Source organism: Methylobacterium sp. Leaf108 (genome assembly GCF_001423265.1).
Taxonomy (GTDB): domain Bacteria; phylum Pseudomonadota; class Alphaproteobacteria; order Rhizobiales; family Beijerinckiaceae; genus Methylobacterium.
Genome location: NZ_LMND01000031.1, coordinates 282,063 through 302,088, shown reverse-complemented (window position 1 = coordinate 302,088; position 20,026 = coordinate 282,063). Strand labels below are relative to the sequence as shown.

Below are 20,026 nucleotides of genomic sequence, written 5' to 3'. Positions count from 1 at the left end.
GGCGGGCTACGGCGGGGCTTTCAGCGTCTACAACTCGAACTACGCCGCCACCTTCACCGGCGTGGAGCGGTTCGACCTGGCGCTGACGACGGTGGCGGACGCGGTCACCACCGGGGACGGCGACGACATCGTGCGCGGCAACGGCGGCGCCGACGACCTGTTCACCGGCAAGGGCGCCGACACCGTCGACGGCGGGGCCGGGATCGATACCTGGTCGGCCGACAAGTCSGGCATGACCGCGGCCCTCGTCCTCGACCTGAGGCTCGTCGGCCTGCAGGGCACCTACGTCGTCGACGGCAAGACGGCCACGGTGCGCGACATCGAGACCCTCGGCAACGGCAGCGCCGAYCCCTTCAGGTCGGGKGCCGGCAACGACGTGATCACCACCCGTGCCAGCGACGACAACGACCAGATCGCCACCAACGGCGGCGCCGACACCGTCAGGATCGCGGGCGGCAACGACTGGATCGACCTGGGCGGCAACGCGGCGGGCACGGTCGACACGCTGATCCTGGACTGGTCGGCCTTCGACAACGGCTACGGCGTCGGCGGCGGCGTGGCCGTCGGCGGCTCGCTGGTGGCCGGCTACGGCGGCGCTTTCAGCGTCTACAACTCGAACTACGGCGCCACCTTCGCGGGCGTCGAGCGCTTCGACCTGACGCTGACGGCGCGGGGCGACGCCATCGTCACGGGCGACGGCAACGACACCGCCCGGGGCAACGCGGGCAACGACATCCTCGACACCGGCAAGGGCATCGACGTCGTCGACGGCGGTGCCGGGACGTCCGACCGGTGGCGGTCCGACAAGTCGGCGATGACGGCGGCACAGGCGATGGTGCTGGACCTGACCCGGGCGGGCACGCAGGCGAGCTACCTGGGCACGGGCACGGTGGCGGGCATCGAGGCCCTCGACCTGACCACCGGGGCGGGGGCGGACCGGATCACGACGCTGGCCTTCGATCTCAACGACACGCTCGCCACCGGCGACGGCAGCGATTGGGTGACGGTCGCGGGCGGCAACGACACCATCGGGATGGGGGCGGGCGTCGACACCCTGGTCGTGGACTGGTCGGCCTTCGACAACGGCTACGGCGTCGGCGGCGGCGTGGCGAGCGGCGGTTCGCTCGCGGCGGGCTACGGCGGGGCTTTCAACATCTACAACTCCAACTACGGCGCCGCCTTCGCGGGCGTCGAGCACTTTAACCTCACCCTCACCCGGTTCGCTCGCGGCGGGCTACGGCGGGGCTTTCAACATCTACAACTCCAACTACGGCGCCGCCTTCGCGGGCGTCGAGCACTTTAACCTCACCCTCACCGCACATGGCGACTCCGTCGTCACCGGAGACGGCAACGACGTCATCGACGGCCGTGCCGGCGCCGACGTCATGACGGGCAAGGGCGGCGACGACCTCTACCTCGTCGACAATGCCGCCGATCAGGTCGTCGAGGCGGCGGACGGCGGTAGCGACACCGTGCGCGCCGGCGTCAGCTACGCGCTCGGCGCCGGGCAGGCCATCGAAACCCTGGCGACCACGAACGACCTCGGCACAGGCGCCATCGCCCTGACCGGCAACGCCGCGGCGAATGCGTTGCGCGGCAATGCCGGCGCCAACGTCCTCGACGGCGGCGCCGGCAACGACACGCTCACGGGGCTCGGCGGCAACGACACCTACGTCGTCGATGCCGCCGGCGACCGGGTCGTCGAGGCGGCCAACGCCGGCAACGACCGGGTCCTGGCCACCGCCAGCTACGCCCTGGCCATCGCACAATCGATCGAGATCCTCGCCACGATCGACGCGACCGCCACGACGGCGATCAACCTCACCGGCAACGAACTGGCCCAGACCGTCCAGGGCAATGCCGGCGCCAACGTCCTCAACGGGCTCGGCGGGGCCGATACGATGATCGGCGGGGCGGGCTCGGACACCTACTACGTCGACGACACCGGCGACCGTGCGATCGAGGCCAACGCCGCCGCCGGCGTCGACCGCGTCTACGCTTCGGTGTCCTACTCCCTGTCCGGCTCCGAGCTGGAGACCCTGATCCTCACCGGCACCGGCAACCTCACCGGGACCGGCAACTCGCTCGCCAACGCGATCACCGGCAACGGCGGCGCCAACGTCCTCAACGGGCTCGGCGGGGCCGACACGATGTCCGGCGGGGTGGGGTCCGACACCTACTACGTCGACAACGCCGGCGACAAAGTCGTGGAGATCGGTGGCGCCATCGGCACCGACCTCGTCTACGCCTCGGTGTCGTACGGGCTCGGCGGCGCGGATCTGGAGGCCCTGATTCTCACCGGCACCGGCAACCTCGATGGGACCGGCAACTCGCTGGCCAACGCGATCACCGGCAACGGCGGCGCCAACGTCCTCAACGGGCTCGGCGGGGCCGACACCATGATCGGCGGGGCCGGGTCCGACACTTATTACGTCGACAATATCGGCGACAAAGTCGTGGAGGTCGGCGGCACCATCGGCACCGACCTCGTCTCCGCCTCGGTGTCGTACGGGCTCGGCGGCGCGGACCTGGAGAACCTGATCCTGACCGGCGGGGGCAACCTCGCCGGCACCGGCAACTCGCTCGCCAACGTGATCACCGGCAACGGCGGCGCCAACGTCCTCAACGGGCTCGGCGGGGCCGACACCATGATCGGCGGGGCAGGCTCGGACACCTATTACGTCGACGATATCGGCGACAAAGTCGTGGAGGTCGGCGGCGCCGTCGGCACCGACCTCGTCTCCGCCTCGGTGTCGTACGGGCTCGGCGGCGCGGACCTGGAAAACCTCACCCTGACCGGGACCGGCGACCTCACTGGGACCGGCAACGCCCTCGCCAACGTGATCACCGGCAACGGCGGTTCCAACCTCCTGACCGGCGGTGCCGGGGCGGACAGCTTCGTGTTCAGGACGGCGCTGGGCCCGAGCAACCTCGACCGGATCACGGACTTCTCGGTCATCGACGACACGGTGCACCTCGCGCGCAGCGTGTTCACTGTGCTGGGAGCCGGTGCCCTGGCCGAGGCGGCCTTCAAGGACCTCTCCACCGGATCGGCCGATGCCGGCGACCGCATCCTCTACGACAAGGCGACGGGGGCCCTGTCCTACGACGCCGACGGCAGCGGCCTGGCCTCGGCCGCGGTGCGGTTCCCCTCACGCACCTCGACCTCTTCGTGGTGTGAGCCGCAGGACCAGGCCGTAGGGCTCGAAGCCAAGAAGCGCCTGCCGGAGGTCGCGGCCGACGAAGACGGAAGGACGGTCTATCCGGCAGTGCTGGCGTATTGTTGATATTCTCTAACGATATCATCGAGACTTCTCGCAAGTCCGCTAAGCTCAATCGGTTGCTTGCCTCACCGCCGCGCGAGTTCGGCCGGAGATCATCGTCGCCTCGTGCCCTGCCACCGCCGCCGGGATGGGCACGGTCAGCCGGTTGGCTTGCGGGAAATCGACGGCGACGAAGTCCGCGCCCGGCTCCGGGGGGCCCGGGACGAAGCCCACATTCCGCGCGAGGCGAGCCCGCGATCGAACGGCAAGAGCGTCGACGTCGACGACCGCTGGCCTTGGATGGACGCGGTGTCGCCGCTAAGGATCGCGCTGGAGCCGGGCTGCCGATCGGGGCACGGCGCGACGATCGCGGTGGTTCGGCATGGACGATCGTCTCTCCCTCGACGCCCTGCGCACACGGTTGTCCGCGGCGGTCTCGGCCGGAGTGCCTTTCTCGATCATCCGGCTCGGTGACGGGGAGGGCCGGGTCATGGGCTATCCGGAGCATGTGCCGTCGCCCTTGCTCGCCGATATCTGGCGCACCTGGTTCGGCCACACCGCCTACAGGGAGGCACAGGTCGCTGCCCTGAGGGAGGCCCTGCGCGAGGCGTGCCGTGCGGCCGACGTGATCGGCGTCCCGCAGGCGGAACCGTATCTCGGATCCGAGTTCGGGCGCGTCGCGGCGCTTCTGGCGCGGGAGGGCTCGATCAGGCCAGGCACGGCATTGTGCCATGCGGGCTTTCACCTGTGGTTCGAACGGCACGGATGGTATGCCGGCCTGCTCGCCGGTCTGCCCGAGGTCGGCGTGATCGGGCCGCGCGACCTGACGCGCGTTCTGCCCGACCGCTTCGGCATCGGCCGGGTCCATTGGCTTCCCACGCCCCCGGAGATGCGCTTTGCCGATCTGCCGGACGCCGAGGCCGCAACACTTGCGCGCCGCGACGCGCATCTGACGACCCGCCTGCCCGAACTTCTCGACGACGGCATTCCCCGCCTGATGCGGCGATACCCCGGCCTCGTCGTATTGGTCGGGGCCGGCCTGCCGGGCAAGCTCTATTGTGCCCGCGTCAAGGTATTGGGCGGCGTCGCGATCGACCTCGGCAGCATGATGGACCTGTGGGCCGGCCTCAAGACGCGCGAGAACCCCGTCTTCGTCGACCTGCGCACGCCGCTGGGCAGCCAGCCCGTGCAGACGCAGCCCTTGAGCTTCGACATGGCGGGACCGGCTCACCGCGGCTTCATCGAGGATGTGCTGCACCTGCACCACCTCGACGAAGCCCGGTTCTGCAAGCCGCTCCCACGGGAGGATGCGACCTTCTTCAAGGCGCTGCTGCCGGCCTGTGGCGACGACCGCTCCCTCGCCCTCGTCCGGTTCACCGAGGCGGCGGTCCGCGAGGCCGAGATCTGCCGGCAGGTCGCCGACAGTGCCTTCGACGGGATGGCGGCCGTCGGCTCCGTCCTGCACGTCGCCTCGGGCTGGGGGCGCCTGACGCGGGCGCTGGCGCAATGGCTGCCGCAGGGTCGGCTGTCGGTATCGGACGAACGGGCGGACGCACGCGCGTGGCAGGCGCGCCTGTTCGGGACGACCGACGTGCCCTGGCCGCCGCCTGCGGAGGGGCAAAAGCACGATCTGATCGTTGCCGGACCGATCGTTCCGGGCACCTGGACGGCTGAGGCGTGGCTCGACACCCGGCTGGCGACGCTGCACGGGCTTCTCACGCCGCGTGGGATCCTGACCTTCGGCCTTCCCTCCGGCCGGGAGAACGCGATGCTGGTGGAGGCGGCCCTGCGTCGGCTGCGTCCGGAGGCGCCGCCGACTTGGGCGCGCCTCTCCAGCGCGCCTCGGGGAAGCGACGATCTCTACCTCGTCGGCGGACCGGACCGGGACGTGACGGCGTTGCGGGTCGGGTTACCGCCGATGGGCGGCTTCGAGAGCGCGACGATCCTTGCGAACGGGGACACGGCCTTCGCGGGATGGGCGGCCGCGCCCGGCGATCGAATCGCGCGGCTCACGGTCGCTGTCGACGCTCGCCCCGTCCCTGGGCTGCGCCCGGCGATGGCGCCGCCGGCCCTCGGCTCCGGACCGGGCGCGCCGGTCGGCTGGCGCTTCAGCCTGCCCACGACGACGCCTCCGAATGCGATCGTCCGGCTTCGTATCGAAGGCGGTTCGGGCCTTGCCGGATATTGCTACGCGACAGCCTCGGGGCAGTTCCTCACCTGATACGGTCCGGACGGTCGTTGACCCGTGGCCTTCGGTCGTGGCGACCGGATGCCGTGTCGATCGAGCCGACCGCATGTCACCCGAAGACCGGGCGAAGATTGGCGAAATCCTGGTTGTCGCGGGTCTTCAAGCCGGCCCAGACATCCATCATGCTGCCGACGTCGATGGCGATGCCGCCGAGCTGCCTGACGCGCCCGCAATAGATCTTGCCCAGGATGCCGGCGCCGACGAGCACCAAAAGGCCGGGCGCCCGTGCCAGCAGGTCGGGGATCTCGCGTTCCATCAGTTCCGGGTAGCGTTCGTTGAGATGCGCGTCGGCGCTGACCAATGCGGCCTTCTCGGCCTCGGGCAGGTCCGAATAGGCCATCTCCGGGGGCACGGGCAGCCATGCGACGCCGCGCACGCCGTAGAGGGCGGGCAGGACCTGCCCGAGGTCGCGCGGCCCGATGACGCCGACGTACGGCAGGCCCGCCAGCAGCGCGGGATAGAGGCTTGCCCGCCGGAGCCCGAAATGGACCCCGGCGTGGCAGAGCAGCGTGGAGGGCGTGACGAAATCCTCGCGCGGCAACAGGGCGGCCACGCGACCGAACTCGCAGTCGACGTCCGGCTCCGCTTTGGGGATGCCCACGACGTCCGCCTCCCGGCAGGCGATCTTCAGGTCGCGGCGAAGCCGTGCCACCGCCTCGTCCGTAAACCCGGCGTGACCGAACCAGACCCGCCAGATATCGGCGAGCAGCCGCGGCGGGACGTGGTCCGGATAGCCGATCACGCGTCCCTCGCCGTCGCCGAGGCGCAGGAGCGACAGCGGCGTCCGTGCGTCGACCGCTCGCCGCACGACGGCACTCACCTCCTCCACCGCGAGGCGGCGCATATCGCGCGTCTCGAATGGAGGCCTGCGCAGGTTTTTGATGCCGGGACGGAAGGCGCGGCCGGGGACGCGCTTCAGGGCGAGGCAGGCGTGACCGTATGTGGCGGAATCCGGGGCGGCACCGGGCTCGAGCGGCCGGATTCCGACCTCGTAGACATTCAGAAAATCTCTGGCCGCGCCAGCGAAGTAATGGCTGTTGTGAACTCCGAAATTCTGCTGGTAGACGAGCCAGATCGCCTCGGTCTGGACGCGCTTGAGCGTGTGGAGCATCTCGTCCCGCAGCGGGATCGGCGTCTCGCCGAGGGAGCAATGGGCGAGGAAGGCCGTGCGCGGGGCCGTCTCCGGGAACAGCTTGGGCAATTCCGAGACCGGCAGCGTCACCGCGCCCGCCTCCGGCAGCGTTCCGTCCCCCGTCACCGCGATGCCGTTGCTGCGCAGGTACCAGCGCTGCAGGCTACGCATCGGCTCGATGTCGAGAAGGACGTAGCGCCCGCCGAACCCCAATCGGCGGGCGAGCAGGCACAGGGCGCCGAACCCGGCGCCGAATTCGACGATCTGGTCGAAGGCGTCGATCCGGGTCTCCATCGCGGCCTCGAAGCGGGCCAGCAGATAGGCCTGCCGGATCTGGTTGGCGCTCGATGCCGGGTGCAGGCTCGAGGCCGCCGGGCGCCCGAGCGCACTCTCCTTCAGGGCCGGCCGCCATCGCAAACGCCAGTCGGGGAGGCTCTTGAGGGCGTCGAGCTGTCGCCGCGTGTCGGGTTGCTCGCCCACGAACATCGTCTGCATGACGACGGGCCAGCGGGTGAAGCCGTCGAGATCCTCCTCCAGGATGCAGCGCGCGACTTCACGGGCCCGACGGCCCCAGACTGGATGGGTGGCCGCCGACTCGGCTGGTTCGATCGCTCCGTCGATGACCGCACGGGCGGCCTGCATCAGCGCGGCCCGGCCTTCCTCGGCCGTCGTGGAAGCCATCGTCACGGCAGCGCCCCTTCCAGGCTGTGCCAGGTTTCGGCGATGGCCCTATGATAGGCGGGAACGAAGTGGAGCGGGCTCAGTCCCCAGCGGTGCTCCGGGTCCGCGAGGCACAGCTCCGGCGGCGCCTCGAGCACCTGGGTCCCGGGAAAGACCGCCAGGAACCGGTCCTGAAGCCGCCCGAGCAGGGCATCATGGTCGGCAGCCCGGACGATCGGCTGCCCGGGCAGGATCGCGAGCGCGGCCGGCAGGACCGCCGTGCCCTGCGCCCGTCTCGCCCAGCGAAAGCGGTGCAGCACGATGCGGCAGGCGGGCAGCGACGTGGCGAGCGCCGCGAAGCGGGCCAGGCCCGCCTCCCAGAGGTCCCAGGCTTCCGCCGACAGGCGCGGGACCCGGCGCGCACCGGCCAGCGCCGGGGTCTCCAGGAGCCCGCTTTCCACGAGATCGAGACTCGCGTTGAGGATGAGGCCGCTCGGGAGCACGAGGAGATCGAAGCGCTCTTCGGCGAGATCGAGCAGGAGCACGTCCGGCCGCGCCTCGGCGAGCGCGTGCGGCACCGTCTTGCAGAGTTCCGCCCTCAGCCAGTGCCGCACGGCCGCTGGCCGATCGAGCCGCTCGACGATTCCGGGATCGATCCCGGGGCAGCCGGGGAAGGGGGCGGTCAGGCTTGCCAGCGAGATGCGCGCGTAGTTCGCCGCCAAGGATCGGAGCGGACGGCCTCCCGTCAGCAAGGCCTCCCGCGTGACGCAGCTTGCGAGCATGGCGATCCGGGCGGGAGGTGCGCTCACGTCCCGGACGCCTCGCCCATCCACTGCGCCAACGCGTGCGGCCCGGCCGCGTAGGGGTCGCGAAAGCGCGCCCTCAGGTCGGGCCGCTCGCGGTAGAGCCGCCGGTGCGTGATCGGGATCGGCGTCCCGTCTGCATAGGAGCCGTAGGCCCACCAACCCTCGGGAAGCATCGCGACCGCGTTGCAGGTGAGTCGCCGTTCGTACCACTTCGTCAACTCGAACAGGGCGGGCTGGTCGCGTCCGTTGCGTTCCAGCATGAGCCGGCCGGCGGTTCCGAGCTTCGTGAAGTGGAAGAAGCGCAGCGGCCGGCCGGCAGCGCGGATCGTCCCGTCGGGATCGACCTCGATCCGCCGATGCGCGACGTTCCAGGAGGCGACGTTGAAGCCTTCGTCGCGCAGGATGTGGACGCCGTCGAACAGGGCCGGAACGTGGTCGCACCAACGCTGATCGGTGAACAGCCCGGCGGGGATGTCGTCGCGGCAGAAGGCGAGGAGCCGGGCGCGCCACCACCGTGCGAAGCGGCGGCCCTCCCCGGTGCCGGCGACGGCGATGAAACCCAGGTTGTAGATGCCGTGCTTCAGGGCACCGATCTCGTTATCGAGCACCCCTTGCTCCGTCTCCTCCGGCCGTAGCAGGTGCGGCGTCAGGACGACGCTGTGGCGCTCGAGCAGCGCCTCGACCGGGCGCAGGCTGGAAAACAGGGCGATGTCGGGATCGAGGTAGACGACCTTCCTTGCTCCTTCCTCCAGAAGGAGCGCGAGCATCGCGCCCTTCACCGCGGTGCATAGTTCCACCACGTCGTGGCCGAAGCGCCAGGCGGCGAGATCGGGAATGCCCAACTCGGGCAGGCGCACGATGCGGTCGAACGGCTCGTTCGCCGGATCGAAGGCGAAGCCCGGGGGCTCCTCGTCCGGCAGGCAGAGGGTGACGTGCCAATCCGGATGATGGCGCCGCAGGGTCTCGGCCAGGACCCTCGCTCGATCGAGGTAGGCGAAGGTCGCGCTGGTGAAGCAATGCACCTCAGCCATGGACCGTCCCGTTGGCCGCCAACCAGTCCAGCGCCCCTCGCCCCGGCTTCAACCTGCCCTTCGCCCGCGGACGCGCCACCAACTCGCCGATCCGGTCGCCTGCGAACAGCGCCTTCAGGTCGTCCTCGTCCGCGAGCGCGCAGCCCTGTTCGGGCGCGTGGGCAGCGAGCGCCGGCCAGACGTTGCCCGCCGCCTTCCTGGCCACCACGAAGGCGCCGCCGGCCAGCGCCTCGTGAAGCGTGAAGGAGAACGTCTCCCGGCACAGGGACCAGACGACGACGACGTCGATCTCGTGCTCCTCGATCGCACGGGCCATGGCGTCACGATCCTCGGCCTTCACCGCGACAGGGATGGCGTGGAGATTGGCCGGCGACGGAAGTCCGTCGGGCATGCCGAATTGGAAGAACGCGTAACGCCCATCGGCGGCGTGACGCTCGACAAGCGCTTGGAAGGTCGCCCATCCCTTCAGGAAGATGCGGGTCCCGAGAAAGGCGACCCGGATCGGCCGTGGCACCGGTCCCGGGGCGTTGCGCAAGACGTGAACGGGCGCGTCCAGGTCCAGCCGGGCCAGGGGCGTCACCACGGCGCGGGCATGGTCGAACCCCTGACCTCGCCAGAGCTCCAACGCCGTCTCCGAGGGGGCGAGCACCACCGGCAGGGTTTCCCTGAAGAAGGTCCGCATCCGCCTGAGGTGATCGGCTCGCTCCTCGCCGTAGCAGCAGATCGCGCAGGCGGGAGAATCGACGGGCGGCGCCCGGCAGAACGCGATGTCGTTCCTCATCAGGGCGTAGTTGGTACAGAGCGTGAAGTAATCGTGCAGCCAGACCAATGGCGGTGCCGATCCGGCGGCCGCGACGAGGGCCTGGACATGCTCCGGTGCGTGGCCGGCAAGGTGGTGAACGATCACCTGCACGACCCGGCCGCCCGTCCGGCAATCGGCGATGGCCTGCAGCAGATCCGCGACGGACGCCGTTCCGGCCGGCTCGCCATCGATGAAGAGCTGCACGATCGCTTCGTCCGACGCTGCCGGATCCGCCAGGATCGGAATGATCCGGAGTGGCCAGACGTGCAGGTGGCGCCAGCCCGCCGCGCGGAAGCCGGCGAACTCGTCCTCGATGACGTTCTTCACGCCGCCGAGCGAGCGTGTGAAGTCGTCGTGGCTGAGCACCACGGCCACTCCGGCCGGCTCGTCGGCGCCGACCAAGGCCCGGGCGAGATCCCGGGCATTGATCGATGTCGGATTCTGCACCGGTCCGATCCGGGCGGCACGCTCCCGGCCGGAGCGCGCCTGATCGAGCTGCGTGCGCCACGGGATAAGCGACTTGCGCGGCAGCATGTCCCTGTGAACGCCGTCGCGGAGGTAATGCAGGAGCGGGTTCACGTCCGTCGCCGCCACCTCCGGATAGGAGGTCAGGTAAAACCCGACGTCGAAGCCCGGCCCGGGATTCAAGCCCTCGCGCCATCCCCAGACCAGAAAGTGCAGGAAGGCATCGCCGCCAGCGGGCGACAGATCCGGCGCCTGCGACAGGTAGTGCGCTTCGTCGAAATGCCCTTCGGTCAGCACCCGCGCTTCGCCTATCTGCTCGTCGCTGGGACGAACGGGCAGCCAGCCGGGCGTGTCCGGAGTTGCCGGACGGAACTCCCGCCCCTTCGGGCGTCGGCGTGCCAAGCGACCGGCCCAAGCGCCCCAGCGCAGATAGTGCAGCAGCGGGCTGATGTCGGTGCCCGCGACATCCGGATAGGTCTCGCAGTAGAACGCATCGTCGAAGCCGTCGGTCGCCTGGGGACGTAGGCCCTGCCGCCAACCCCACAGGAGGTAATGCAACAGGGCATCGCCCCCCGTCGGATCGAGATCGGGACACAAAGCCCGATAGGCGGTTTCGTCGAAGTGGCCGGCCACCAGCCTGCGCACCTCGCTCATCGTCGAGTCCGTCGGGAGTAGGAACGCCCAGGACGGGATGACGGCTCCGGGCTCGTAGAACCGTTGCTCGAGCCGGTTGGAGCGCGGAAGATATCCGGCCCAGGCGCCGTGACGAAGATAGTGCACGAGCGGATTGACGTTCTCGGCCAAAAGGTTGGGATACAGATCCAAATAAAATTTGGTGTCGAAGGCAGCGCTCGGGCTGAGACCTTGACGCCAGCCATGCATGAGGAAGTGCAAAACCGGGTCGCCGCCGGATGCGCTCAAATCGGTCTGGTAGGTTCGATAATGACCTGCATCGAAATGCGGCACGATCAGATCGTAATCGTCGCGGCGCCGGGGGCCATCAGTGACCGAGATGCTCATGCCGGGTGGTGTTTTTGCTTTGCTGGACCAAGATACGGCGGCGCAGAGACAGCTCGCAGGGAGGCGGAACCCCCCCTCTCGCGCTCGGCTCGCGGCTGGTGATCGTCGGTGCTGGTAGCGCAAAGCCGCCCATTGCGGTAGCCGGTCGTGGCCTGTCTCGGTGTGGGAACGCCGCGGACGGGAGGCGAACGACACCGGAGAAGCACTTGGCGACCGTCATGCCGGCATCCGCCATCCCGTCTGCCGTCGAGGACCGAGACGCCGCCGGGCGGCGTACGGCCGTGCTGGTGCTCGGTATGCACCGTAGCGGCACCTCCGTCCTGACAGACCTGCTCGCGCGGCTCGGTGCGGTGCCGCCCACGGATCCGAACCCGCCCGCACCCGACAATCCGAGGGGGTATTGGGAGCCGGCAGGTCTCGTGCGTCTCCACGACCAGATGCTGTCGGCGGCCGACAGCGCCTGGCTCGATACCCGTCCGCTCGATCTCTCCGCGATGGGGGCCGAACGAGTTCGAACCTTCACCGGCCACCTTCTGGCCGCGCTGGACAGGAGCTTCGGGACGGCCGGGCTGTTCGTCCTCAAGGATCCGCGCATCTGTCGGTTCGTGCCCTTCTACCGCGCCCTGTTCGAGGTCATGGGAATCGACCCGAAGGTCGTGCTGTCGTTGCGCGCTCCGGCCGACGTGGCGGCGTCGCTGTTCACGCGCAACCAGATTTCGGCCGATTACGCCGGCGTGCTCTGGGCCCACCACCTGCTCGACGTCGAGCGGCACACGCGGGATCTGCCGCGGATCGTCGTCTCCTACGAGACCCTGGTTTCGGATTGGCGGCCGACCGCGCGACGCCTCGCCGAGTTCATGGCGGCCGGGACGCGGGCCGTCGATCTCGCGTGGGTCGAATCCCCCTTCGAGGCCGCGCTGCATCATCACCGAACGGCTGCCTACGACGTCTTCAGCCCGCCGCTCGGCGCGCTGCTTCTGGAGATCCACGCGGTCCTGAGCAGGTCGTGCGAGGACCGCATCGATGGGGCCCGTCTCGATGCGTTGGCCGAGCGACTGGCCGTCATCTCGGAGCGGCAGGCCGATCTTTTCAGCGTCGAGTTCTGCTTCCAGCGGCTGACGTCGCCCTACGACGCGGTCAAAGCACCCGATCCCCTGCGCGAGCGTCGGCTCTTGGCGGCGGCACTCGAACGCCTGCACCGGGCCGAGCCGCGCCACCACGCGGAGCCGGCGCCCCGATGACGATCGGGATGTTCGTCGCTGGGGTGCAGAAATGTGGAACGACCAGCTTGTTCCGCTACCTCGCCGCCCATCGCGACCTGCAAGCTCCGCGCCGCAAGGAGCTCCACCTCTTCGACGACGAGACGCGCGACTGGAGCCTTCGCCACCACCGCCTTCACGACGAGGCTTTCGAGGGCGAGGCTCTGGGTCGCATCCGCTTCGATGCGACACCGATCTACGTGTTTTGGCCTCCCGCCCTCGATCGCATCAGGGCCTACAATTCGGAAGCGCGGCTGATCCTCATCTTTCGAGACCCGATCGAGCGAGCCTATTCCCACTGGAGTATGGAGGTACGCCGCGGGACCGAGGACCTGTCGTTTTCGGCCAGCATCCGGGAGGGTCGGGCTCGCCTGCCCGCCGACGATCCGTGCCACGGTTCCTGGCGTGACAAAAGCTTCGTCGAACGGGGGTTCTATGGAAGGCAACTCGCCCGCGTCCTGTCGCATTTTCCAGCGCAACAAGTCTTGGCACTGGCCTCCGAGGATCTTCTGCACCGCCATCGAGCCGTCCTGGACCGGATCGCCGCATTCATGGGGATCGCTCCATTTCCGATGCTCGATCCCGTCGTTGAGCATCTGACGCCACCCGCGCCGCCCCTCGCGCCTGTGACGAGCGACGACCACGACCATCTGCGTGGGCTCTATGCTGCGGATCTCGCCCGTTTCGCGAAGCTCTCCGGCCTTGACATCTCGGGCTGGCGCGCGACGCGGTCGTACGGCGCTTGACCGCGAGCAGACCGGAACCGACACGGGCATATCGCAAACTCGGATCTGAGACGCAGAACGATTTCTTTCGTCCGAGACTCCGTTTCATGACCCGCGTAGCGCGGCTCCGGGCCATGGGTCGCCCTCTTAGCAGCCGTGAGGATCGTGCCCGAACCACCGCCCTTTTGGACCTTCACGCCGCAAGACGGCGAGTCGTGAAACGGGGTCTCGGAGCCGAGAACAGGCTTTCCGAGGCCAAGGCAGGCTTTCCGAGGCCAAGTACAGCCGATATGCGCGGAGCTTGGCAGTGCGTGGGTCGCAGATCGCGAGGCTACGAAGCAGTTCGCTGAGTCGCAGATACGGTTGCAGGACGGTCGGCACACGTCGCAGGAAATGGAGGATTCGCCCACGCAGGGACGACATTCCGGATCGTGCCCACTCCGCTCCTTCGGTGCCCGGGTGGGCGACCTGTGTAGCAGCGGTGTGAAGCAACAGGGTCACGCCGCAGGGCGACGGCGCGAGACGCTGAATGATCTGAAAGGCTGAGTTCTGACAGTGGCTGGGGGACGAGGATTCGAACCTCGACTAGAGGAGTCAGAGTCCCCCCTGCCCTATTGAAATAACTACACTTTTTCTCCGAACATGGGGAAAAGTGACCATGCAATATCAAAGGGTTAGAACGGGAAACCCGACCGATTTTGGGTCGGCAAAGGTCTCTAAAACGAAGAACGCCGTCGCGGGGGTGAAGGCCCGCAACGGCGCTGATCGGAAAGGCTCTGGCAAAAGAACCGAGGCGAATTATACCGCTCAGCGGCCCGCACTGGCAAGGCGCCTCGTCGCGCTGATCGACCGCGACGGCACGGTGACCGGCCTCTTCCGCCGACCCGACGAGGTGCGTGCTTTCCTTCAGGGAGGCTATGCATGATGGCAGCCTTAACCCGCGCTGCTCAGCGCCGTCTCAAGCGGCTGACGGCCGAGAACGAGACGAGCATCCTCGCCGACGCGCGCTTCTTCGAGCGCCGGCCAGATCGGAACCACCGCATCCGGCTCGCATCGCGCGCCGAGGTCGAGATGATCAGGCTCCTGCATCCCGACAACGTCATCACGCCGGGAATGCGCTGGTACACGTCCGTTCGGCAGATCCGGACAGGGGTGCGCGTCAGGGTCTTCACGATCGGTCTCGCAGACCTCGACTGCGACGAGACCGAGGAGGTTTGCCGGTCGGTCTACGAGCGTGGCCGCAGCACCCGCGAGGTGGAGATCGAGCAGTCCCTGCGCCTGGCGATGGAGGCGCGGTCATGACCGAGCGCCTCGAAGCCGCCCTCTACCTCGTTAGCCGCGGTGGGCGGGTGTTCCCCCTTCATGGCATCCGCTCGGCGCCCGATGGCCGCCTCGTCTGCACCTGCGGCAAGGCCGATTGCACGGACGCCGGCAAGCACCCCATGGCGAAGTTGGCCCCGCGGGGGCTGACGAACGCGACGAACGAGGAAAAGATCGTCCGGCGCTGGTTCACCTGCGAGCCGCTCGCCAACATCGGCTTGGTGACGGGGCCGACCATCGTTCTCGACGTGGATCCGCGCCACGGTGGCGACGAGAGCCTGCGGGCCCTGGAGGCCGAGCACGGGGCGTTGCCCGAGACGTGCCGCTCGATCACGGGCGGCGGTGGCGAGCACATCTTCTTCCGGCCCCCGGCTGGGGTGAAGATCGGCAACAGCGTCGGGGACAAGGGCGGCCTCGCTCCCGGCCTCGATATTCGGAGTGCGGGCGGCTACATCGTCGCCCCGCCGAGCCTGCACGTCTCCGGACGGTCCTACGCCTGGTCGGTGGACCATCACCCTGACGACGTCCCGCCGGCACCGATGCCGGACTGGATGGTGCGGGCGCTTGGGCAGCCCGGAGCCGGCACGTCGCGGAATCCGGCCGAATGGCGCCGGCTCGTCGCCGACGGTGTTGCCGAAGGCGGGCGTGACGTCGCCGTGACCCGCCTCGCCGGCCACCTGATGCGCCGGTACGTCGACCCGGGCGTGGTGCACGAGCTCCTGCAGGCCTGGAATGAGGCGCGCTGCCAGCCGCCGCTGAACCCCGCGCAGGTGACGAAGGCGGTCGGCTCCATCGCCCGGAAGGAACTCCGGCGCAGGGAGGCTCAGCATGGCAGCCGGGCTTGAGGACATCCTGAGTCTGGCGGAGTTCAGCCAGCACCGTGGCGCCCGCGGCGGCAACGGCGACCTCCTCACCGAGGACCACGCGGCGCGGACCTTCGCCGAGCGCTATGCCGGCGAGCTGCTGTTCTGCCACGACACCGGCAAATGGCACGAGTGGACCGGCGCGGCCTGGGTGCCAAACCGCCAGGGGAAGGCCTTCCAGTGGGCTCGCGAGCTTGCCCGCGAGTTGTGCGCCGACGAAGACCCGAAGACCCGGTACATCGCCTCAAAGGTCAGTTTCGCCGGTGGCGTCGAGAAGTTCTGCCGATCCGATCCGGTCTTCGCGACGACGATCGACGGCTGGGACCGCGATCCGTGGGTGCTGGGCACGCCCGGCGGGACGGTGGACCTGCGCACCGGCCAGTTGCGCGAGGCCCGGCGCGAGGACCGCATTACGAAGCTGACGGCGGTGACGCCGGCCGAGACGCCGGATTGCCCGACCTGGCTCCAGTTCCTGCAGGACGTGACCCAGGGCGATGCCGGCTACATCCGGTTCATCCAGCAATGGGCCGGGTACTGCCTGACCGGCGACACCAGCGAGCAGGCCTTGTGCTTCGCCTTCGGTGGCGGCGGTAACGGCAAGGGCGTGCTGATCCACGTCCTGGCCGGGATCCTGAAGGACTACGCCCTCAACGCCGCCATGGAGACCTTCACGGCGGCCAAGCACGACCGCCATCCCACCGAGATCGCTGCCCTTCGCGGGGCCCGCCTGGTCACGGCCTCGGAGACTGAGCAGGGCCGCCAATGGGCCGAGAGCCGGATCAAGCAGCTCACCGGCGGTGACGTCATGCGGGCGCGCTACATGCGCCAGGACGAGTTCGAGTTCATGCCGGTGCTCAAGCTCCTCATCATCGGCAACAACAAGCCCGGGCTCTCCAGCGTCGACGACGCCGCCAAGCGCCGGTTCAACCTGCTGCCCTTCCTGTTCAAGCCGGCGGTGCCCGATCCGAGGCTGGAGGAGAAGCTGCAGGCCGAATGGCCGGCGATCCTGCGCTGGATGATCGACGGGTGCCTCGACTGGCAGGCCAACCGCCTCGTGCGGCCCGACGTCGTGAAGGACGCCACCGACGAGTACTTCACGGCGCAGGATACCTTCAGCCAGTGGCTGGATGATCGGTGCATCGTGGACAAGGCGAACCCCTATCGGAAGGCCACGACCTCCGAGCTGTTCGCTTCGTGGACCGATTACGCGCGATCCAACAACGAGATGCCGGGCACTCAGACCAGCTTCGGCGACCGGATGGATAAGCTCGGGTTCAAGAAGAACAAGAACGTGCCAACCGGTGTCGGGGGCCGCGCTCGTGGCTTCGAGGGCGTCGAGGTCCGGCCACGCCCATCACATGAGGCTGAGTGAGATGAGGCGGGTTGAGGCGGGTTCGCCGTACTGCACGCACACGCGCACGGGCGCGAATAGTGAGGTAACCGGAAGGGGCGCCTCAACCCGCCTCACTGGATACTATGATGCTTTGAGCTCAATCAGCTTTCGGCCGATGTTGTACAAGCGCTTGTCATCTTCATGCGCGCACCTCGCTAAGTTGGCCTGCTTATGGCTGTCTCGCTGGCCTAAATTAAACGCCTCGATGACGTGTCCCATTTCCTTATGGTCGCCTTTACTCAAGGCTTCCTTCAGTTCGGTGCGGCCTTTCACGGCTTCGCCTTGGTTCAGGCTCCAATTCAAGTCCTCTTTAACTGATTTCCAGTTTGCGGACATTTTTCCCTCCCTTGCCCCAGAGGAGCAAGCAAGATGATACGCTCCTTTTCCATCGCGTCGAGCTGCATCAGGTTTTGGAAAGCCCGCGAGGCCAAGCCATGACTGAGGTTGAGCGACAGGCGGTGCAGCAACGGCACCTTCCAACACCGAGGGTTATGCACAGCACTCCCTGCTGCCTGATCCCCTTCGACCGCCGCGAGGGACTGTCCCTGGCCCAGGCCGCCAAGATTGCCGGCAAGTCGGTCGACACCGTCCGCCTCTGGTGCCTGAACCACGACATCGGGCGCCGCGTCGGTGGTGGCTCGTGGGTCGTGAGCCGCGTCGCCCTGACGATGTTCCTCGATGACGACCGGCGCGCGCTGAAGGCCTATCTCGCCGGTAGCCGGACGGAGCAAAACGTAGCCCCGTACTTCCACCGTCTCGGCCTCGATGGCCTGCTGAGGGACTGGGCGAGATCAGCCTGAAACCTCCGAAGATCCCGAAGCCGTCGGTGGTCCCGGACGGCTCTGATCGGGCATCCTCTGCACACCTTAAAGCCCCCACCCGAGGAGCCAGTCGTGCAGACCGCCGCCCGTTCCATGACATTCCCCGAGTTCCTGCGGTTCCGGGCCGAGCGCGGTGTCGCCGATGCCGTTCTGGAAGCGGCTCGCAAGCGTCGCACGTCGGCCTCCGAGTACCTGCGCCATGCCCTCCGTACTCAGCTCGTGAGCGATGGCGTCGATCTCCCACCGCTGGAGCTTGCAGCCAACCGCAACGTCGCCTGATCCGCATCGAAGGAGAGCTCCACCATGGCCAAAGCCAAGTCCATCCCGACGAGCACTACTCCGGAGACCGAACTCACCGGCCTCATCACCACCCGCACCAACCTGCAGGCACGTCAGTCCGCCCTGGCCACCGAGGTCGAGCAGGCTGTCGCCACCCGCCGCCGGCTGCTGATCGAAGACGGTGACACCGCCGCCATCGCCGAGGCCGAGCGCGCCTGCCGCGAGATCGAGGGCACGGCCTACGGCGTCACCGATGCTCTCACGGAGATCGAGCGCCGCATTGCCGAGACGGAAGCCCGGATCGAGGTGGCGCGGGTCGATGCCGAGCGCGAGCATGTCGCCGGTGGCCTGGAGCAGAACGCCAGCGAGATCGAGGCCGCGGCCGCCAACCTAGCCAAATCCCTCGCCGCCGTCGCCAAGGCGCGCAGCATGCTCGTCATCACCATCAGCGGTGCGGCGGCCGGCCAGTTCGACCCCGCATGTGGCACAGCGAGCCCGGTCAACGTCGCCAACGCCCTCGTCCTGCAGGGCCTCATCCATGCCATGCCCGGGCTGGAGGTCCACGCCGAGGTGAATCCCTGGTCGATGTACGGCATGCGCCAGCCGGTCGAGGGGACGGACCCGGCTGCGACGGCCAGCGCCTTCGGCCAGCGCCTCCGCGAGGTCGCCGATCAGATCCGCAAGCAGGAGATCGGCCAGGAGCTTCCGGTCCACTACGACGCTCTGCCCGACTTCACCCCGGCCGGCGACGAGGTGCAGGTCTTCGTGATCTCCCCCTTCCAGTACATCGGCGCCGACCGCGTTCCAACGATGGTCACCTCGCCGAGCACGAACCTCCCGCGCCCGGTTGCCGAGCGTGCGATCGAGTTAAGCGTCGCTTCGGACCATCAGTCCCGTGAGTGGCAGGCCGCTCACCAGGATGCAGGCTCCCACGATGCCGTCCGCGGGCGTTTCGGCTGGGAGGACTGCGTCGACATCGAGTTCGATCTAGCGGCCTGGCGGCGAGCCGAGACCGAACGCCAGCGTAGCGCCTGGCTCACCGACCAGCGTCAAGTCGCCTGATCCGAGATCGCCGGGAGTTCTTCTCCTTCGCCCGGCGTAGGCACCCGCGGCAGGCGCGTGGCTCAGGCCATGGCCGCGGGCGCCACCCCCATTCAGACCGTCAGGGACCCTACGGCCCTGGATTGTATACGGGTGGTCGGGGCCCCCAGTGTTTCTAGCGCGAGAGGCTGAATTCTAGGTGCGCACGTCCAGCCCCGGCCCGGTATCCCGTCGGCAGTTCGCCAAGATGCTTGGCGTGACGGAGAGCGCCGTCCGCAGCGCCATAAAAGACAACCGTATTAATGTTTTGCCGGACGGCCAGATCGATCCGGTTGCGGCGCGGGCGTCCTGGGCAGGCAAGACAGACCCGTCCCGCAGCAGGGTGCGAACTACAGGCAAAGTGCGCACTCAGGGTGCGCAGGAGGGTGCGCACTCCAGTGCGCAGGTGAAGACCGAGAAGGATGCCCGCGAAGCCATCACTCTGATTGCCCGCATCCTGTCCGAGGAGGGCATGCAGGACGACGGCAAGGGCGTCGACTTCGGCAAGGTCCGCACCGCCGAGTTGATTCTGAAGGCGCGTCAGCGCGAACTCGATCAGGCTGAACAGGCCGGCAAGCTCGTCGACCGCGCCCTGGCCGAGAAACTTTTCTTCGACACCGCCCGCGAGAACCGCGACGCTTGGCAATCCTGGCCGGGCCGGATCGCCATCACGATGGCCGACGAGCTCAACGTGGACGCCCGAGCCCTCACCACCATCCTCACCACCTACGTTCGTCAGCACCTCGTCGAGATGGGTGAGCCCGAGGCGGGACCCCTTCGACAGTAGTTGGACGAATGGGCCTATTCACCGACACGCTGTCGGTGAAAATGAAGGTAGAGACGCGCGAACCCGTCTCAG

General features: G+C 68.3%; 18 protein-coding genes and 1 tRNA gene. 13 read left to right on the top strand and 6 right to left on the bottom strand.

Annotation, left to right across the window (positions count from 1 at the left end; all coding sequences use genetic code 11):
- The 3 genes from ASF39_RS21685 to ASF39_RS16075 all read left to right on the top strand — a co-directional run.
- Positions 1 to 1,303 (top strand): calcium-binding protein (locus ASF39_RS21685; protein ID WP_162240604.1); only part of this gene is annotated, 1,303 nt, incomplete at its 5' end.
- The gene (locus tag ASF39_RS16080; RefSeq protein ID WP_280137221.1) at positions 1,254 to 3,287 is read left to right on the top strand and encodes a calcium-binding protein; all 2,034 of its coding nucleotides are present in this window, start codon (positions 1,254 to 1,256) and stop codon (positions 3,285 to 3,287) included. The genes ASF39_RS21685 and ASF39_RS16080, both read left to right, overlap by 50 nt.
- A gap of 358 nt (positions 3,288 to 3,645) precedes the next feature.
- A complete protein-coding gene (locus ASF39_RS16075) occupies positions 3,646 to 5,484 on the top strand; it encodes a hypothetical protein (RefSeq protein ID WP_056285736.1) in 1,839 nt (612 codons plus the stop codon).
- A gap of 76 nt (positions 5,485 to 5,560) precedes the next feature.
- Here the strand turns inward: ASF39_RS16075 and ASF39_RS16070 are convergent, their stop codons facing one another.
- The 4 genes from ASF39_RS16070 to ASF39_RS16055 are packed head-to-tail and all read right to left on the bottom strand — an operon-like array spanning position 5,561 to position 11,427.
- A complete protein-coding gene (locus ASF39_RS16070; protein ID WP_056285734.1) occupies positions 5,561 to 7,324 on the bottom strand; it encodes a hypothetical protein in 1,764 nt (587 codons plus the stop codon).
- Between the two features lie 2 nt (positions 7,325 to 7,326).
- The gene (locus tag ASF39_RS16065; RefSeq protein WP_156648528.1) at positions 7,327 to 8,112 is read right to left on the bottom strand and encodes a DUF6270 domain-containing protein; all 786 of its coding nucleotides are present in this window, start codon (positions 8,110 to 8,112) and stop codon (positions 7,327 to 7,329) included.
- Complete coding sequence (locus tag ASF39_RS16060) at positions 8,109 to 9,140, bottom strand: hypothetical protein (protein ID WP_056285729.1); 1,032 nt, start codon at positions 9,138 to 9,140, stop codon at positions 8,109 to 8,111. The genes ASF39_RS16065 and ASF39_RS16060 overlap by 4 nt, the downstream gene beginning before the upstream one ends.
- A complete protein-coding gene (locus ASF39_RS16055; protein WP_056285726.1) occupies positions 9,133 to 11,427 on the bottom strand; it encodes a hypothetical protein in 2,295 nt (764 codons plus the stop codon). The genes ASF39_RS16060 and ASF39_RS16055 overlap by 8 nt, the downstream gene beginning before the upstream one ends.
- A 206-nt stretch (positions 11,428 to 11,633) precedes the next feature.
- On the opposite strand from ASF39_RS16055, the gene ASF39_RS16050 reads away from it, so the two are divergent.
- Both ASF39_RS16050 and ASF39_RS16045 read left to right on the top strand, forming a co-directional pair.
- Complete coding sequence (locus ASF39_RS16050) at positions 11,634 to 12,668, top strand: sulfotransferase (RefSeq protein ID WP_056285723.1); 1,035 nt, start codon at positions 11,634 to 11,636, stop codon at positions 12,666 to 12,668.
- The gene (locus ASF39_RS16045; RefSeq protein WP_056285718.1) at positions 12,665 to 13,432 is read left to right on the top strand and encodes a sulfotransferase domain-containing protein; all 768 of its coding nucleotides are present in this window, start codon (positions 12,665 to 12,667) and stop codon (positions 13,430 to 13,432) included. Before ASF39_RS16050 ends, ASF39_RS16045 begins: the two co-directional genes overlap by 4 nt.
- Before the next feature lie 539 nt (positions 13,433 to 13,971).
- On the opposite strand, the gene ASF39_RS21480 is transcribed toward ASF39_RS16045, so the two are convergent.
- A tRNA-Gln gene (locus ASF39_RS21480) sits at positions 13,972 to 14,040 on the bottom strand.
- Between the two features lie 29 nt (positions 14,041 to 14,069).
- Between ASF39_RS21480 and ASF39_RS21475 the strand changes: the two genes are divergently transcribed.
- The 4 genes from ASF39_RS21475 to ASF39_RS16030 are packed head-to-tail and all read left to right on the top strand — an operon-like array spanning position 14,070 to position 16,966.
- Positions 14,070 to 14,336 (top strand): hypothetical protein, encoded by a 267-nt coding sequence (locus ASF39_RS21475; protein WP_156648527.1) that lies wholly within the window; start codon positions 14,070 to 14,072, stop codon positions 14,334 to 14,336.
- Positions 14,333 to 14,713, top strand: a complete 381-nt coding sequence (locus ASF39_RS16040) for a hypothetical protein (protein ID WP_056285714.1) — start codon at positions 14,333 to 14,335, stop codon at positions 14,711 to 14,713. Before ASF39_RS21475 ends, ASF39_RS16040 begins: the two co-directional genes overlap by 4 nt.
- Positions 14,710 to 15,576, top strand: coding sequence for a bifunctional DNA primase/polymerase (locus tag ASF39_RS16035; RefSeq protein WP_056285712.1), 867 nt, complete (start codon positions 14,710 to 14,712; stop codon positions 15,574 to 15,576). Before ASF39_RS16040 ends, ASF39_RS16035 begins: the two co-directional genes overlap by 4 nt.
- Positions 15,560 to 16,966 carry a phage/plasmid primase, P4 family gene (locus ASF39_RS16030; protein WP_056285709.1) on the top strand — a complete coding sequence of 469 codons (1,407 nt, stop codon included), beginning with the start codon at positions 15,560 to 15,562 and terminating at the stop codon, positions 16,964 to 16,966. Before ASF39_RS16035 ends, ASF39_RS16030 begins: the two co-directional genes overlap by 17 nt.
- A 102-nt stretch (positions 16,967 to 17,068) precedes the next feature.
- Here ASF39_RS16030 and ASF39_RS21470 read toward each other — a convergent pair whose 3' ends face one another.
- Positions 17,069 to 17,323, bottom strand: coding sequence for a hypothetical protein (locus ASF39_RS21470; protein ID WP_156648526.1), 255 nt, complete (start codon positions 17,321 to 17,323; stop codon positions 17,069 to 17,071).
- A 155-nt stretch (positions 17,324 to 17,478) separates the two neighbouring features.
- Here ASF39_RS21470 and ASF39_RS16025 point away from each other — a divergent pair, with 155 nt between their 5' ends.
- The 4 genes from ASF39_RS16025 to ASF39_RS16010 all read left to right on the top strand — a co-directional run bounded on the left by ASF39_RS16025 (position 17,479) and on the right by ASF39_RS16010 (position 19,954).
- Positions 17,479 to 17,787 carry a DNA-binding protein gene (locus ASF39_RS16025; RefSeq protein WP_056285706.1) on the top strand — a complete coding sequence of 103 codons (309 nt, stop codon included), beginning with the start codon at positions 17,479 to 17,481 and terminating at the stop codon, positions 17,785 to 17,787.
- Positions 17,788 to 17,880: 93 nt separating this feature from the next.
- The gene (locus tag ASF39_RS16020) at positions 17,881 to 18,087 is read left to right on the top strand and encodes a hypothetical protein (protein WP_156648525.1); all 207 of its coding nucleotides are present in this window, start codon (positions 17,881 to 17,883) and stop codon (positions 18,085 to 18,087) included.
- A gap of 24 nt (positions 18,088 to 18,111) precedes the next feature.
- Positions 18,112 to 19,149 carry a hypothetical protein gene (locus ASF39_RS16015; RefSeq protein ID WP_056285701.1) on the top strand — a complete coding sequence of 346 codons (1,038 nt, stop codon included), beginning with the start codon at positions 18,112 to 18,114 and terminating at the stop codon, positions 19,147 to 19,149.
- A gap of 226 nt (positions 19,150 to 19,375) precedes the next feature.
- A complete protein-coding gene (locus ASF39_RS16010) occupies positions 19,376 to 19,954 on the top strand; it encodes a hypothetical protein (RefSeq protein ID WP_082494618.1) in 579 nt (192 codons plus the stop codon).
- Positions 19,955 to 20,026: the final 72 nt, after the last annotated feature.